The sequence below is a fragment of the Geobacillus sp. Sah69 genome (assembly GCF_001414205.1).
GTDB classification, from domain to species: Bacteria; Bacillota; Bacilli; order Bacillales; family Anoxybacillaceae; genus Geobacillus; species Geobacillus stearothermophilus.
In genome coordinates, this window is the sequence record NZ_LLKS01000019.1 from 106,823 (window position 1) to 121,623 (window position 14,801).

Below are 14,801 nucleotides of genomic sequence, written 5' to 3' on the forward strand. Positions count from 1 at the left end.
GGTTGTTGTTCGGAGGGAGGGAAGCAGGATGTCCAAAACGATCGTTCGCAAAAACGAGTCGATCGACGACGCTCTTCGTCGCTTTAAACGCGCCGTTTCGAAAACGGGTACTTTGCAAGAAGTGAGAAAGCGCGAATTTTATGAAAAACCAAGCGTCAGACGGAAGAAAAAATCTGAAGCGGCTAGAAAGCGCAAGCACTAAGAGCATGCATTAAAGAGGGTGTATAATCGGTGAGTCTTCTCGATCGTTTGAATGACGATATGAAGCAGGCGATGAAAAACAAGGAGAAAGAAAAGCTGTCTGTTCTCCGTATGCTGAAGGCGGCGCTGCAAAACGAGGCGATCAAGCTCGGCAAAAGCCCGCTTTCGGAAGACGAAGAGCTGACCGTTCTTTCTCGTGAACTGAAGCAGCGTAAAGACTCCCTCCGCGAATTTGAAAACGCTGGCCGTTCAGATCTTGTCGAAAAAGTAAAAACCGAAATTGACATCGTTCAGTCGTATATGCCGAAACCGCTGACAGAGGACGAACTTCGCGAACTGATCGAGCAGACGATCAAGGAAGTCGGGGCTTCGTCGAAGGCGGATATGGGAAAAGTGATGAGCGCCATCATGCCGAAAGTGAAAGGCAAAGCGGACGGTTCGCTCGTCAATAAATTGGTGCAACAACAGCTTTCATAAAACAAGCAATGGGCCTTGCCGGCAGGCGGGCCCGTTGTTTTTGAAAAGCGGTGCTAGAACCCCCTTTTGTCTCATACATATGAGATGAAAGGGGGGTCTTTTTGTATGGTGAAGAAATGGCGCCAGCAGATGAAGCGGTGGATGGCGGAAAAGCTCGAGCTTCCCGCCGATATCGTCATGGATCTGCCCCGCATCACGATGGTGGGGCACATACATATTTACATTGAAAACCACCGAGGGCTGCTCGCGTTCAGCGATAAAGAGCTCCGCCTTTTGCTGCGGAACGGGCAGCTGCTTGTCCGCGGCGAACAGTTTGTCATCAAAACGATTTTGCCGGAAGAAATTTTATTGGAGGGGAAAATCAGCCAAGTCGTTTATATAGAGGAGGACAAACGATGAAAAATGGATGGGTTGACACGTTAGCCGGCAGCGTGCGTGTCAAGGCGGAAGGAAAAGGGATCGAACGGCTGATCAACGCCTGCGTGCGCCAGGGCATCGCCGTATGGAATGTGAAAAATCATAGTCGGGAGACGGCGACATTTTTCATTAAGCTCAGCGATGTCAAGCGGTTTCGCCATATCGCCCGGCAAAGCGAGTGCAAGCTTTCGTTTGTCGGGAGAAGAGGGTTGCCGTTTTTTTGGCGACGGGCGCGGCGAAACAGCGGGTTTGGGCTCGGGCTGCTCCTTTTTGCGGCCATTGTATTTCTGCTGTCCAACGTTGTGTGGAGCATTGACATTGAAGGCGCCTCCCCCGAGACAGAACATCAAATCGTCCGCGAACTAAAACGGATGGGCGTCGAGCGCGGCGTGTTTCAATTTCTGCTCGATGACCCGGAAACGTTGCAAAGGAAACTGACCGAACGCATCCATGACATTACATGGGTCGGCGTCGAGTGGGAAGGGACGTTGCTGCATTTCCGCGTCGTGGAAAAAGAAATTCCGGAACCGAAAGAACCGATCCCCCCGCGCCATTTAGTCGCCAAAAAAGAGGCGGTGATCGCCGATTTGTTCGTTGAAGAAGGACAACCGCTCGTTTCCGTCAATGATTATGTACAAAAAGGTCAGCTTCTCGTTTCCGGCGTGATCGGCGCCGAGGGGAGAACGAAATTTGTACCGGCGACCGGAAAGGTGCTTGGCGAGACATGGTACAAGTCCACCGTTGTCCTGCCGCTTGAGACGACGTTTCATGTGTTGACCGGCGCGTTCGCCGAACGGCATTATATCGCAATGGGCCGCTTTTCCCTTCCAATCTGGGGGTGGGAGAAGCCGGCGTTCGCCCATACGGTCATCGAAACGAAAAAGCGGCCGTTTCGGTTTTGGAAATGGGACTTGCCGGTGTATTACAAGCGTGTTACGATTCGTGAAGCCGAGGAAGTGAAACGGAGCTATACGTGGGAAGAGGCGTTTGCAGAAGCGAAAAAGATCGCCCGCCGCGAGCTGCGGGCCAAGCTACCGGAAGAGGCGGTCATTCGCGGCGAAAAAGTTTTGCATCAGACGAAAGAGAATGGTAAAGTAAGGGTAGAATTGCATTACGAAGTCATCGAAAATATTGCTGTACCACAACCCATCGTTCAAGGAGATTGAGAATGTCAGAGCAGTTTGTCACGATCAGCCAACACGTACGCAATCAACAGGAAGCGGCGGCGCTCTTTGGCGTTCATGACGCCCATTTAAAGCGGATTGAGAAAGAGCTTGGCGTGTCGATTGTGACGCGCGGGGAGACGGTCAACGTCTCCGGAACGCCGCAGCAAGTCCAGCTCGTCGATGAGCTGCTTCGCCATTTATTGATTGTCATCCGCAAAGGGGTGGCCGTCAGCGAGCGCGACATCATCTATGCCGTCCAGCTGGCGAAAAAAGGGGCGCTTGACGGCCTCATCCAGCTGTACGAAGAAGAGATTACGAAAAATGCCAAAGGGAAGTCGATCCGCGTCAAAACGCTCGGCCAGCGTTATTACGTGGCGGCGATTGAACAACACGACTTGACGTTTGGCATCGGGCCGGCCGGAACCGGGAAAACGTACTTGGCGGTTGTCATGGCGGTGAAGGCGCTGAAAAACGGCAGCGTCAAACGCATCATTTTGACCCGACCGGCTGTCGAGGCGGGGGAAAGCCTCGGCTTTTTGCCCGGCGACTTGAAGGAGAAAGTCGACCCGTATTTGCGCCCACTGTACGATGCGCTAAACGACGTGCTCGGAGCGGAGTATGTGCAGCGCCTCATTGAACGCGGCACGATTGAGATCGCTCCGCTCGCCTATATGCGTGGCCGGACGCTTGAGGATGCGTTCGTCATTCTGGACGAAGCGCAAAATACGACGCCGGCGCAAATGAAAATGTTTTTAACCCGGCTTGGTTTTGGGTCAAAAATGGTGATCACCGGCGATATTTCCCAAGTCGACCTGCCAAAAGGAGTCGAGTCGGGGCTGTCGGTCGCGAAGCGCATTTTGGCTTCCATCAGCGGCATTGCTTTTGTGTTTTTGGAGCAGTCTGATGTTGTTCGCCATCCGCTTGTGGCGAAAATTATTAATGCCTACGATGAGGCCGGCTTATAGAGCACAGACCGGGATGGATGGCACAGCTTTTCTTACAAAGCGAGGGGAAAACCGGTGGGAAGGCTTCGTTTTTTTCTCGAGCGGACAAAAGACGTCCGCTTCGTCCGCTTTTGGCTGTTTTTGTTTTTGGCTGCGCTGTTGTTTGCTGTGTTGTACTGGCAAGTGAAACCGCGCCAATATGAGCTGCGCCTGTTTGACGTCGCTAAAGAAACGATCCGCTCGCCGGTGACGGTTGAGGACAAAGAAGCGACAGCCAGGCTGAAAGAAGAAGCAGCCGCCAAAGTGGCAGACGTTTATACGTTGAAAAAAGAATATGCCGAAAACCGTGTCGATCTTCTTTCCTCGCTGTTTGCCGCCATTGAGAGCGTGCAAAACGAGGCGGGTTCGGGCCGTTCGCCCGGTGATTTGACAGCGAAGCTCGAGGAACGGCTGCCGCCGGAGTGGTTTGCCTACCTGTCCTCTGAAGAATGGCGGCGGCTGCTCAGCGCTTCTCCCGGTGAACTCGAGACAGCCAAAGAAGCAGCGTTGACGGCCGTGCATGCGGCCATGAGCGAGCGCATTTCCCAGGCGGAGCTTGACGAGGCGCGCGCGAAAGCAGCGACAGAGCTCAAGTATGCGGCGCTGTCGCCGGCGTTGCGCGAAACCGTCGCCAAGTTGTGCCGGCAGGCTGTCATTCCGAACGTCGTCTACGACCGGACGGCGACGGAAGAAAAGCGGCGGCAGGCGATGGATGAAGTGAAGCCAGTGAAAATTTTGCAAGGGCAAGTGATCGTGGAGGAAGGGCAATTTATTACGAGTGACATTTACCACCGGCTTGAGCTCGTCGGCCTGCTTGGCGGCGGACGCCCGCATTGGCCGGCCGCGGGGCTTTGTTTGTTCGTGCTGCTCTTGCTTGCGCCGCTCGCTTACTATTTCCGCGCCGAGAAGACGAATGAAAACTTGCTGCTTTATGGAGCGGTGTTCACGTTGATGATGGCGGTGATGGTGCTCATTCGCCTGCTGCCGTCCGGCGGGGCCGTTTCGGCCGGCTATCTCGTTCCGGCAGCGTTCGGTCCGATGCTTGTCCGCGTGCTGCTTGGCGAGCGGCTGGCGGTGATGACCGCCATCATTGGGGCGGTGTGCGGCAGCATCTTGTTTAATGAAGAAATCGGGGCGACTGGCGCCGTATCGGTGTCCTTGGCTGTTTATTTGCTCGCTGGCGGCCTGGCTGGGACGTTTTGCCTGCCGAAGGAGCTGGCGAAGGCGAAAATTTGGCGGGCCGGTGTGCTTGTTGCCGTCGTCAATACGGGTTTGCTCCTATCGTTGTTGCTAATGAAAAATGGCCGCTACTCGCTGGCTGAGATCGGCCTTTTTCTTCTCATGGCGGCGGCCTCCGGCATTTTCTCCGCCATTTTGACGATCGGGCTGCTGCCGGTGTTTGAGACGGCATTCGGCATTTTGTCGCCGCTTCGCCTCATTGAGCTGTCGAATCCAAATCACCCGCTGTTGCGCAAATTGTTGACGGAGGCGCCGGGGACGTATCATCACAGCATCATGGTCGCCAATTTGGCGGAAGCGGCGTGCGAGGCGATCGGCGCCGACGGCTTGCTAGCGCGCGTCGCCTGCTATTACCACGACATCGGCAAGACAAAGCGGCCCCGCTATTTCATTGAAAACCAAATGGGCGGCAATCCGCACGATCATTTGTCGCCGCAATTGAGCAAAAATATTATTATCGCCCATGTCACCGACGGCGTCGCCTTGCTTCGCAAGCACCGGCTGCCAAAGGAGATTGTCGACATCGCCGAACAGCATCATGGCACGACGCTGCTCAAGTATTTTTATCATAAAGCGCTCGAGCAAACGGGAGTGGTCTCCGAAGCCGAGTTCCGCTATCCCGGGCCGAAGCCGCAGACGAAAGAGGCGGCGGTCATCAACATTGCCGACAGCGTCGAGGCGGCTGTCCGTTCGTTGGCCAACCCCTCGCAGGAAAAAATCGAAAAGATCGTCCGGGGGATCATCGCCGACCGCCTGCAGGACAACCAGTTGAACGAGTGCGACATCACGATGAAAGAGTTGGAGATCGTCGCCCGTTCGCTTTGTGAGACGCTCAACGGCGTCTTCCATTCGCGCATTGAATACCCGGAAGTACGAAAGGAAAAGGTGAAGCATGCATGACCATTCACATCGACTTTATCGACGAAACGGGCGAAGTGACCGCAGAGCAGCTTGAGATGCTCGAGCAACTCCTTCGCGAAGCGGCAGCGAGCGAGAACGTGCCGGACGGGACGGAAGTGGGCGTCTCATTCGTGGACAACGAGCGCATTCGCCTGATGAACCGCGACTATCGCGGCAAAGACGCTCCGACTGATGTGCTTTCGTTCGCGTTGGAAGAGGAAGGAGAGGGCGAAGTCGACATCATCGGCGCCGATATGCCGCTGGTGCTTGGCGACATCGTCATCTCCATTCCGAAGGCGAAAGAGCAAGCGGCGGAATACGGGCATTCGTTCATGCGCGAGCTCGGGTTTTTGGCCGTGCACGGTTTTTTGCATTTGCTTGGCTATGACCACGAAACGGAAGAGGAAGAGCGCGTCATGTTTGCCAAGCAAGAGGAAATATTGACGCGATTCGGATTGACGCGATAGCCATGCGAGGTGCGAGGGAACGGGATCGTTTCGCCTGGGCTTGGGCGGGAATGAAGGCGGCGGTGAAGGAGGAGGCGCATTTGCGTTTTCACTTGGCGGCCGCCGTTGTTGCCTTTGCGCTCGGTTTCGCTGTCGGGCTGTCGCGCTGGGAGTGGATTGTGTTAGTGCTGACAGTTGGTGCGGTCGTTACACTCGAGCTGGTGAATACAGCCATCGAGCGCACGGTCGACTTGGTGACAGGAGAGTTTCACCCGCTGGCGAAAGCGGCGAAAGATATCGCTGCTGCGGCTGTGCTCGTGGCTGCCGGGGTTGCTGTCATCATCGGGGCGCTGCTGTTTTGGCCGCATCTTCGCTGAACGAACGAGAGATAAAATTCTAATTTTTCTGTTACATTTTTGTTTCAAATGATGAAATTGGCGGCGATTTTTTGTAAAATAAAAGAAAGCAGCGTTTGCTTTCAGGAAAGGAAGAGCCATTCATGGAGATCGAACAGCTCATTGCCGAAGCGAAAAAAGCGCGCGAATTCGCATACGTGCCTTATTCGAAATTCAAAGTCGGCGCCGCGTTGCTGACGAAAGACGGCAGTGTGTACCGCGGCTGCAACATTGAAAACGCCGCTTACAGCGTGTGCAATTGCGCGGAGCGGATCGCGCTGTTTAAGGCGTATTCCGAAGGGGAAACGGAGTTTGCCGCCCTCGCGGTCATTGCCGACACTCCCCGCCCGGTTCCGCCGTGCGGCGCATGCCGTCAAGTGATCGCTGAGCTTTGCCCTAGCGATATGAAAGTCATTTTGGCCAATATCAACGGCGATGTCAAAATCGTCACCGTTCAAGAACTGCTGCCAGATGCTTTTTCAGCGGAGGATATGTATGAATAAGGAAGGATACAAATCAGGGTTTGTTGCCATTATCGGAAGACCGAACGTAGGAAAATCAACGTTTTTAAACCGTGTCGTCGGGCAAAAAATCGCCATTATGAGCGACAAACCGCAGACGACGCGCAATAAAATCCAAGGCGTGTACACGGATGAGGACGCGCAAATCATTTTTATCGACACTCCCGGGGTGCATAAACCGAAGCATAAACTCGGCGATTTTATGATGAAAGTGGCGCTCAATGCGCTGCGCGAAGTCGATTTGATTTTGTTTATGGTCAATGCCGAGGAAGGGTTTGGGCGCGGCGAGGCGTTCATTATGGAGCGCTTGAAAGAAGTCGATACGCCGGTGTTTTTGGTGATCAACAAAATCGACCGCGTTCACCCGGATGAGCTGCTGCCGCTCATTGACCAGTACAAGGATTTGCACCCTTTTGCGGAAATTGTGCCGATTTCAGCGCTTGAAGGAAACAATGTCGAGCGTCTGCTGGAGCAAATTAAAGAGCGGTTGCCGGAAGGACCGCAATATTATCCACCGGATCAAGTCACCGACCATCCGGAGCAGTTTATCATCGCCGAGCTCATTCGCGAGAAAGCGCTTCACTTGACGCGTGAGGAAGTTCCACATTCGATCGCCGTCGTCGTCGAACGCATTGAGCGGCGCGAAGAGACGGGCACGGTTTACGTCGGGGCTGTCATCGTTGTTGAGCGCGATTCGCAAAAAGGAATCATCATCGGCAAGCAAGGCCGGATGTTAAAGGAAATCGGACAGCGGGCGCGCGCTGACATTGAGGCGCTGCTTGGATCCAAAGTGTTTTTGGAGCTGTGGGTGAAGGTGCAAAAGGACTGGCGCAACCGCCTTTCGCAGTTGCGCGACTTCGGGTTTCGCGAGGACGAGTATTGACGGCTAGAAAATTTTACGCGACATAAACGGGTTTTGCCCGAGCCAACCTATAGGTAAAACCACCAATATGCAATGCCTGCAGGCGGAAAGAGGTGTCATTCCATGCTTGAGTTTACGTGGAAGTTGTTTAGCCAAACAGGCAATATCGATACGTACTTGTTGTTTAAAGAGTTGGAACGGGAGCAGCGGCTCGGCGGTGAGGAGCAGAACACCGACCAGAAAGAAATCGACCAGCCGATCTCTTAGCATCGTCACTGGCCCAATTGGTGGTGGTTCAATGTTTGAAAAGTGTGAAGCGATCGTGATGCGGACCATCGATTATGGCGAGACGAATAAAATTGTCACATTGTTTACAAGGGAATGGGGAAAGGTGGCTGTGATGGCGCGAGGTGCGAAAAAGCCAAGCAGCCGCCTTTCTGCTGTTACGCAGCCGCTCGCCTATGGCCATTATTTGATCCGCCGCAGCCGCGGCGTCGGCGTTCTCCATCAAGGGGAGCTCATTGATTCGATGCGGGCGCTGCGTGAAGATTTGTTTGCCGCTGCCTATGCCGCGTATATTGTGGAGCTCACCGACAAAAGCACAGAAGAGCAAAAGTGCAATCCGTACTTGTTTGAGCTGTTGCGGCAGACGTTACAGTATATGAGCGAAGGGCGCGATTTAGAGATCATGGCGTTGATTTATGAGATGAAAATGCTCCCAGTGCTCGGCATTCCGCCGGTGCTTGACCGTTGCGCGCGTTGCGGGGCGACAGAAGGGAGCGTCTCGTTTTCGGTCAAGGAGGCGGGCTTCCTTTGTCATCGCTGCGAGGAGGCCGACCCGCACCGGATGCCGTTGTCGCCGGCGTCGGCCCGGCTGTTGCGCCTGTTTTTCCATATTGATCTTGCCCGGCTGGGCGCGATTTCGGTCAAAGAAACGACAAAGGCGGAATTGAAGGCGGTGCTGTCGGCGTACTACGATGAATATGCCGGCCTGTCGCTGAGGGCGAAACGCTTTTTGCAGCAAATGAGCGTGCTCAAAGACACACTCGCCCCCGATAGCGGCCAGGATGCTTAATTTTCCTTGTAAACGCGTGATGTAGTATAATATAAACAAGGATGATAGCGTGTGGGACCTTTTGGCAAGGTGGTGAGCGACGATCGAACTGAATAAACGCCAGGAACAAATTTTGCAAATTGTCAAAGACTACGGGCCGATCACCGGCGAGAGCATCGCCGAAAAGCTGAACTTGACGCGGGCGACGCTGCGGCCCGATCTCGCGATTTTGACGATGGCCGGCTATTTGGAAGCGCGGCCGCGCGTCGGTTATTTTTATACCGGAAAAACGGGCACGCAGCTGTTCGCCGATAAGATTAAAAAATTAAAAGTTGAAGACTACCAGTCCATCCCGGTCGTCGTCAACGAAAACGTGAGCGTCTATGATGCGATTGTCACGATGTTTTTGGAAGACGTCGGCACGCTGTTTGTCGTCGATGAGGAGTCGCTTCTTGCGGGCGTTTTGTCGCGCAAAGACTTGCTGCGCGCGAGCATCGGCAAACAGGAACTGACAGCGATTCCCGTTAATATTATCATGACAAGGATGCCGAACATCGCTGTTTGTTATAAAGATGATCCGCTGATTGAGGTGGCCGAACGGCTGATCGAGAAGCAAATCGACGCTATGCCGGTCGTGCGCAAAACGGAGAAGGGGTATGAAGTGATCGGCCGCATTACGAAAACGAATATGACGAAAGCGTTCGTCTCATTAGCCAAAGACGATGTGTGAGCGAAATGGAGGAACAAAATGAATCAACGCCTCGTTTATGTCGTATCCGACTCGGGCGGGGAGACGGCTGAGCTTGTCGTCAAGGCGGCGGCCAGCCAGTTTTACGCCTCGCCGGTTCAAATCAAGCGTGTTCCATACGTAGAGGATAAAACGACGTTAGCCGAAGTGGTCGCGTTGGCCAAAATGAACCAAGCCATTATTGCCTTTACGCTCGTTGTTCCGGAAATGCGCGAATTTTTGCTTGCCGAGGCGGCGCGCGAAGGGGTGGTCGCTTACGATATCATCGGCCCGCTCATCGAAAAAATGAGCGGCTTGTTCCAGCTGACGCCAAGGTATGAGCCGGGCCAGGTGCGCGTGCTCGACGAAGATTACTTCAAAAAAATCGAAGCGATCGAATTCGCCGTCAAATACGACGACGGCCGCGACCCACGCGGCATTTTGCGCGCTGATATTGTGTTGATCGGCGTATCGCGCACATCGAAAACGCCGCTGTCGCAATACTTGGCGCATAAGCGGCTGAAGGTGGCAAACGTACCGATCGTTCCGGAAGTCGAGCCGCCCGAGCAGCTGTTTCAAGTCGGGCCAGGCAAATGCTTCGGTTTGAAAATCAGCCCGGACAAGCTGCTGTCGATCCGCCGCGAGCGTTTGAAATCGCTCGGCTTGAACGACCAAGCCATCTATGCGAACATGGATCGCATTAAAGAAGAGCTGGCTTATTTTGACGAAGTCGTAAAAAAAATCGGTTGCGATGTCATCGATGTAACGAACAAAGCTGTGGAAGAAACGGCAAGCATCATTATGAAAAAGTTGAAGTGTTAAGAACGTTGGATCCGCCTGTTTTGTCCGCACGATTTCCTGCCGGTAATCGTGCGCTTTTTTATGGCATACGTCCCTGAGTTATATTATAATAAAAAATTGCGGGAAAAATGACCCTGCATAGGTTTAGAGTGGGCATAAGTCGAGTAAACTATTTATAGCTGTTTGTCAAGGAAAACAAGGGAAAAGTTTTCGACAAAAACCGCCGGGCGCCCGAAAAAAAAGAAGGATTTTTGGGGATGATGTAGAATAATAGGGGGTGTGAAGCCTTCCCTTGCTTTAGGGGCCAGGTTGTCCGCTGCAACAAAGTCAAAAAAATGAAATGTTCCCTTTGGCCTTGAAATATAATATATCGAAGCGCCCTTTCGCCAGCTTGACGCCGTTTGCTTTACGGAGGCGGCGGGCGGATTGGGAGGGCCGGCTGTTGCGGGCAAGGGGGAAGGCAAAACGGAGGAATTGAAAAAATTTGTCGAAAGTAAAAGGGAAATCGGCTGACAGCCGAGAATAAATTAAATTATGATACGGGGTTGTTCGTATGGGACATCGCATTCCCGAAGAAACGATTGAAGCCATTCGCCGCGGCGTCGATATTGTGGATGTCATCGGCGAATACGTCCAGCTGAAACGGCAGGGCCGCAACTATTTTGGCTTATGCCCCTTTCATGGGGAAAAGACGCCGTCGTTTTCCGTTTCTCCGGAAAAGCAAATTTTCCACTGCTTCGGTTGCGGAGCAGGAGGGAATGCCTTCACGTTTTTAATGGACATCGAGGGCATTCCGTTTGTGGAAGCGGCCAAACGGCTTGCAGCCAAGGCAGGCGTCGATTTGTCCGTCTATGAGCTGGATGTTCGCGGGCGCGATGATGGTCAGACGGACGAGGCGAAGGCGATGACGGAAGCGCATGCCTTGCTGAAACGATTTTACCATCATTTGCTTGTTCATACAAAAGAAGGACAAGCCGCGCTTGATTACTTGCAGGCGCGCGGATGGACAAAAGAAACGATCGACCGGTTTGAAATCGGCTATGCCCCGGATGCACCCGATGCGGCGGCCAAGTTGCTGGAGAGCCATTCCTTTTCTCTTCCGGTGATGGAAAAGGCGGGGTTGTTGATGAAAAAAGAGGACGGGCGATACGTCGACCGGTTCCGGAACCGCATTATGTTTCCGATCCACGACCACCGCGGCGAAACGGTGGGGTTTTCCGGCCGCCTGCTCGGCGAAGGGCATCCGAAATATGTCAACAGCCCAGAAACGCTCGTTTTCCGCAAAGGGGCGATTCTATACCACTTTCATGCGGCGCGGGTGCCGATCCGCAAACGGCAGGAGGCGCTGCTTGTCGAAGGGTTTGCCGATGTCATTTCCGCAGCGCAGGCCGGCATCGATTATGCCATTGCGACGATGGGGACGTCGCTGACCGAGGAGCAGGCGCGCATTTTGCGCCGCCATGCGGACACTATAACGATTTGTTATGACGGCGACAGCGCCGGGATCGAAGCCGCTTGGCGCGCTGCTGAGCAGCTGAGCGCATTGGGATGCCGCGTCAAGGTGGCATCCCTTCCGAACGGTCTTGACCCGGATGAATATATACGTGTTTATGGCGGTGAACGGTTTGCCGGAGAAGTGGCTGCCGCCCGACCGCTCGTGGCGTTTAAAATGGCGTATTTGCGGCGCGGAAAAAATTTGCAGCACGAAGGGGAGCGGCTCCGCTATATTGATGAAGCGCTCCGGGAGATCGGCAAGCTGTCGAGCCCGGTGGAACAAGATTATTATTTGCGCCAGCTCGCCGAAGAGTTTTCGTTGTCGCTTTCCGCTCTTCATGAGCAGCTGTCCCGCAGCCAGCGCGAGAGGACAAAGCCGCGGGAGGCGCCCGATGGGGAAACGGCGCGGCCGATGCTGGCGAAAAAGTTGCTGCCGGCTTTTCAAAATGCGGAACGGTTGCTGCTTGCTCATATGATGAGAAGCCGCGATGTGGCGCTGGTCGTTCAAGAGCGGATTGGCGGCCGGTTTAACATCGAGGAGCATCGGGCGTTAGCCGCTTATATTTACGCCTTTTACGAAGAAGGGCATGAAGCCGACCCGGGTGCGCTCATCTCAAGAATCCCCGGCGAGTTGCAGCCGCTCGCGAGCGAGCTGTCGCTTTTATTGATCGCAGATGACGTTTCCGAACAGGAGCTCGAGGATTATATCAGGCATGTGTTGAATCGCCCAAAATGGTTAATGCTAAAGGTAAAAGAACAAGAAAAAACGGAAGCGGAGCGAAGAAAGGACTTTTTGACAGCCGCCCGCATCGCCAAAGAAATGATTGAAATGAAAAAAATGTTATCTTCCTCATAATATGGTGGTATGAGTTTTTAAAGGAGGTAATGAAATGGCCGAAAAACCAGCCCAATCAAAGCAGGCCGAGGCGGCTGCCGGCGAAACGCTGGAGCAGGTGAAAGAGCAGCTCGCTGAGCTCGGCAAGAAGCGCGGCATCCTCACATACGAAGAAATTGCCGAGCGGCTTTCCGGCTTTGATTTGGACTCCGACCAAATGGACGAATATTATGAATACTTGGCTGACCAAGGCATTGAAGTCATCAGCGAATCCGATTTGGAAGCCGATCCGGACATCGATGAGCTGGCCAAGGAGGCGGAATTCGACTTAAATGACTTATCCGTTCCTCCCGGCGTGAAAATCAATGACCCGGTGCGCATGTACTTAAAAGAAATCGGCCGTGTCCCCCTTTTATCAGCGGAAGAAGAAATTGAGCTGGCGAAGCGGATCGAACAAGGCGATGAAGAGGCGAAGCGCCGGCTGACGGAAGCCAACCTCCGCCTCGTCGTCAGCATTGCCAAACGGTATGTCGGCCGCGGCATGCTTTTCCTCGATTTGATCCAGGAAGGGAACATGGGGCTGATCAAGGCGGTTGAAAAGTTTGATTACCGCAAGGGCTACAAGTTCAGCACGTACGCGACGTGGTGGATCCGACAAGCCATTACGAGGGCGATCGCCGATCAAGCGCGGACGATCCGCATCCCGGTGCATATGGTCGAGACGATCAACAAGCTGATCCGCGTCCAACGGCAGTTGCTCCAAGACCTCGGGCGCGAACCAACGCCGGAAGAAATCGCCGAGGAAATGGATTTGACGCCGGAAAAAGTGCGGGAAATTTTGAAGATCGCCCAAGAGCCGGTGTCGCTCGAGACGCCGATCGGCGAAGAAGACGACTCGCATCTTGGCGACTTCATCGAAGACCAAGATGCGACGTCGCCATCGGAACACGCCGCTTATGAGCTGTTGAAAGAGCAGCTTGAAGATGTGCTTGATACGCTGACCGACCGCGAAGAGAACGTGCTCCGCCTCCGTTTCGGGCTTGACGACGGCCGGACGCGGACGCTGGAAGAAGTAGGCAAGGTGTTTGGTGTGACGCGCGAACGCATTCGCCAAATCGAAGCCAAAGCGTTGCGCAAGCTACGCCACCCGAGCCGCAGCAAACGGCTGAAAGACTTTTTGGAATGACCGTTCGTTCCATAGTTTACTTCTTCGGAAGTAAACTATTTTTTTTCTTCTTCTTTTGGCGAAAGGTGGAATGCAAATGAACCGGAGACGGCGGGAAACGATTATCCGAGAAATCGAGTATTGGAAACGTTCGCGCCTCCTGCCAGAGCATTATTGCAATTATTTGCTCGCGCTTTATACCGAGGGCGATGCTTCCCTGAGCCCGCGCCGCCCGTTGCGCAGCCGGCTGGAGGCCAGCCTTTGTTTATTGTTTCCAGCTGCCGCCCTTGCCATTTATTTTACTGAATTGTCATTTGTTTTGCAAACACTCCTTTGTGCCCTTTTTTTCGCTGTTTGCCTGTTTTTTTGCTGGCGGTGGCGGAACGAACGAGAACTTCTTCACTTTCCGCTCATCGGAAGCGCTTGGATTTTGCTCGTGGCATCCATGTTGGAGGTTGACCGATTTTTCCAGGGGCAAGCGGGTGCGCTAGCCGCTGCCGTGATCGGAAACTGTGTTCTCTGGTTTGTAGTCGGCCGTCTGCTTCGCCTTCGCTACTTTTCGCTCGCCGCTGTCAGCGGACCGCTGCTTGTAGCCGCCGCCATCTGGTGGCGTTGAGGTGTGTTGTTGCCTTTTCGGCAACTTAGGGCTTTTCCTTGTCCATTATTTACAGTAAAATAAAATTGTTTGCAACGTTCTTCATTATACATAAGGGAGGTAAAAGAGATGAACCGCAATCCGCTCATCCCGTTTTTCATCATCATGGCATTCGGGATTGTGCTGACGTTCGTCTTGTCGTTTAAAGGGCTAGGCGATGCGAAGGAAATGGCCAAAGAGAAAAAAGGCGGCGAAAAAACGGAACAAACGGCCGAATTCAATCCGGAACAGTTTTACCAACAAACGTGTTCTGGCTGTCACGGCCAAAACTATGAAGGCGGCGTCGGTCCATCGTTGAAAGGGATCGGACAACGGCTGTCGATGGATCAAATTAAAGACGTCATCCAACACGGGCGCGGCAGCATGCCGCCAGGGCTTGTGCCGGCGGATAAAGCCGATGCCATGGCGAAATGGCTCGCCGGTTTAAAATAATGGATGGTGAACATCCCTTTGCTTTTGGCAG

At 53.7% G+C, this 14,801-nt stretch carries 18 protein-coding genes; all 18 read left to right on the forward strand.

The annotated features are described in order from the left end of the window. The first annotated feature begins 28 nt into the window (after window positions 1-28). The 18 genes from rpsU to cccA all read left to right on the forward strand — a co-directional run bounded on the left by rpsU (window position 29) and on the right by cccA (window position 14,770). Complete coding sequence (rpsU, locus tag AP057_RS02340; protein WP_008879912.1) at window positions 29-202, forward strand: 30S ribosomal protein S21; 174 nt, start codon at window positions 29-31, stop codon at window positions 200-202. Between the two features lie 29 nt (window positions 203-231). After that, window positions 232-678 carry a GatB/YqeY domain-containing protein gene (locus tag AP057_RS02345; RefSeq protein ID WP_033009641.1) on the forward strand — a complete coding sequence of 149 codons (447 nt, stop codon included), beginning with the start codon at window positions 232-234 and terminating at the stop codon, window positions 676-678. A gap of 105 nt (window positions 679-783) precedes the next feature. Continuing rightward, the gene (yqfC, locus tag AP057_RS02350; protein WP_033009643.1) at window positions 784-1,077 is read left to right on the forward strand and encodes a sporulation protein YqfC; all 294 of its coding nucleotides are present in this window, start codon (window positions 784-786) and stop codon (window positions 1,075-1,077) included. Continuing rightward, window positions 1,074-2,261 (forward strand): sporulation protein YqfD, encoded by a 1,188-nt coding sequence (gene yqfD / locus AP057_RS02355; protein ID WP_055357977.1) that lies wholly within the window; start codon window positions 1,074-1,076, stop codon window positions 2,259-2,261. The genes yqfC and yqfD overlap by 4 nt, the downstream gene beginning before the upstream one ends. 2 nt (window positions 2,262-2,263) lie before the next feature. Next, on the forward strand, window positions 2,264-3,226 hold the full coding sequence (locus AP057_RS02360; protein WP_055357978.1) for a PhoH family protein: 963 nt from the start codon (window positions 2,264-2,266) through the stop codon (window positions 3,224-3,226). A 54-nt stretch (window positions 3,227-3,280) separates the two neighbouring features. Further along, complete coding sequence (locus tag AP057_RS02365; RefSeq protein ID WP_055357979.1) at window positions 3,281-5,383, forward strand: HD family phosphohydrolase; 2,103 nt, start codon at window positions 3,281-3,283, stop codon at window positions 5,381-5,383. Beyond that, window positions 5,380-5,850, forward strand: a complete 471-nt coding sequence (ybeY, locus tag AP057_RS02370; RefSeq protein ID WP_033014683.1) for an rRNA maturation RNase YbeY — start codon at window positions 5,380-5,382, stop codon at window positions 5,848-5,850. The genes AP057_RS02365 and ybeY overlap by 4 nt, the downstream gene beginning before the upstream one ends. Before the next feature lie 2 nt (window positions 5,851-5,852). Then, window positions 5,853-6,206, forward strand: coding sequence for a diacylglycerol kinase family protein (locus AP057_RS02375; protein ID WP_033014681.1), 354 nt, complete (start codon window positions 5,853-5,855; stop codon window positions 6,204-6,206). 122 nt (window positions 6,207-6,328) lie between these two features. Further along, window positions 6,329-6,727 carry a cytidine deaminase gene (locus tag AP057_RS02380; protein ID WP_055357980.1) on the forward strand — a complete coding sequence of 133 codons (399 nt, stop codon included), beginning with the start codon at window positions 6,329-6,331 and terminating at the stop codon, window positions 6,725-6,727. Continuing rightward, entirely contained in the window at window positions 6,720-7,628 is a 909-nt protein-coding gene (gene era / locus AP057_RS02385) for a GTPase Era (RefSeq protein ID WP_033009655.1), read from the forward strand. Before AP057_RS02380 ends, era begins: the two co-directional genes overlap by 8 nt. Window positions 7,629-7,730: 102 nt before the next feature. After that, the gene (locus tag AP057_RS15940; RefSeq protein ID WP_064502498.1) at window positions 7,731-7,874 is read left to right on the forward strand and encodes a YqzL family protein; all 144 of its coding nucleotides are present in this window, start codon (window positions 7,731-7,733) and stop codon (window positions 7,872-7,874) included. A gap of 31 nt (window positions 7,875-7,905) precedes the next feature. Next, on the forward strand, window positions 7,906-8,682 hold the full coding sequence (gene recO, locus AP057_RS02390) for a DNA repair protein RecO (RefSeq protein WP_055357981.1): 777 nt from the start codon (window positions 7,906-7,908) through the stop codon (window positions 8,680-8,682). A gap of 82 nt (window positions 8,683-8,764) precedes the next feature. Next, window positions 8,765-9,391, forward strand: coding sequence for a helix-turn-helix transcriptional regulator (locus tag AP057_RS02395; protein ID WP_255350126.1), 627 nt, complete (start codon window positions 8,765-8,767; stop codon window positions 9,389-9,391). 18 nt (window positions 9,392-9,409) lie between these two features. Then, the gene (locus tag AP057_RS02400; protein WP_033009661.1) at window positions 9,410-10,210 is read left to right on the forward strand and encodes a pyruvate, water dikinase regulatory protein; all 801 of its coding nucleotides are present in this window, start codon (window positions 9,410-9,412) and stop codon (window positions 10,208-10,210) included. A 532-nt stretch (window positions 10,211-10,742) separates the two neighbouring features. Then, a complete protein-coding gene (gene dnaG, locus AP057_RS02405) occupies window positions 10,743-12,539 on the forward strand; it encodes a DNA primase (RefSeq protein WP_055357982.1) in 1,797 nt (598 codons plus the stop codon). Window positions 12,540-12,573: 34 nt separating this feature from the next. Then, window positions 12,574-13,704 (forward strand): RNA polymerase sigma factor RpoD, encoded by a 1,131-nt coding sequence (gene rpoD / locus AP057_RS02410; RefSeq protein ID WP_033014671.1) that lies wholly within the window; start codon window positions 12,574-12,576, stop codon window positions 13,702-13,704. A 76-nt stretch (window positions 13,705-13,780) separates the two neighbouring features. Next, complete coding sequence (locus AP057_RS02415) at window positions 13,781-14,299, forward strand: hypothetical protein (protein WP_055357983.1); 519 nt, start codon at window positions 13,781-13,783, stop codon at window positions 14,297-14,299. A gap of 108 nt (window positions 14,300-14,407) precedes the next feature. Beyond that, a complete protein-coding gene (gene cccA, locus AP057_RS02420; protein ID WP_055357984.1) occupies window positions 14,408-14,770 on the forward strand; it encodes a cytochrome c550 in 363 nt (120 codons plus the stop codon). Window positions 14,771-14,801: the final 31 nt, after the last annotated feature.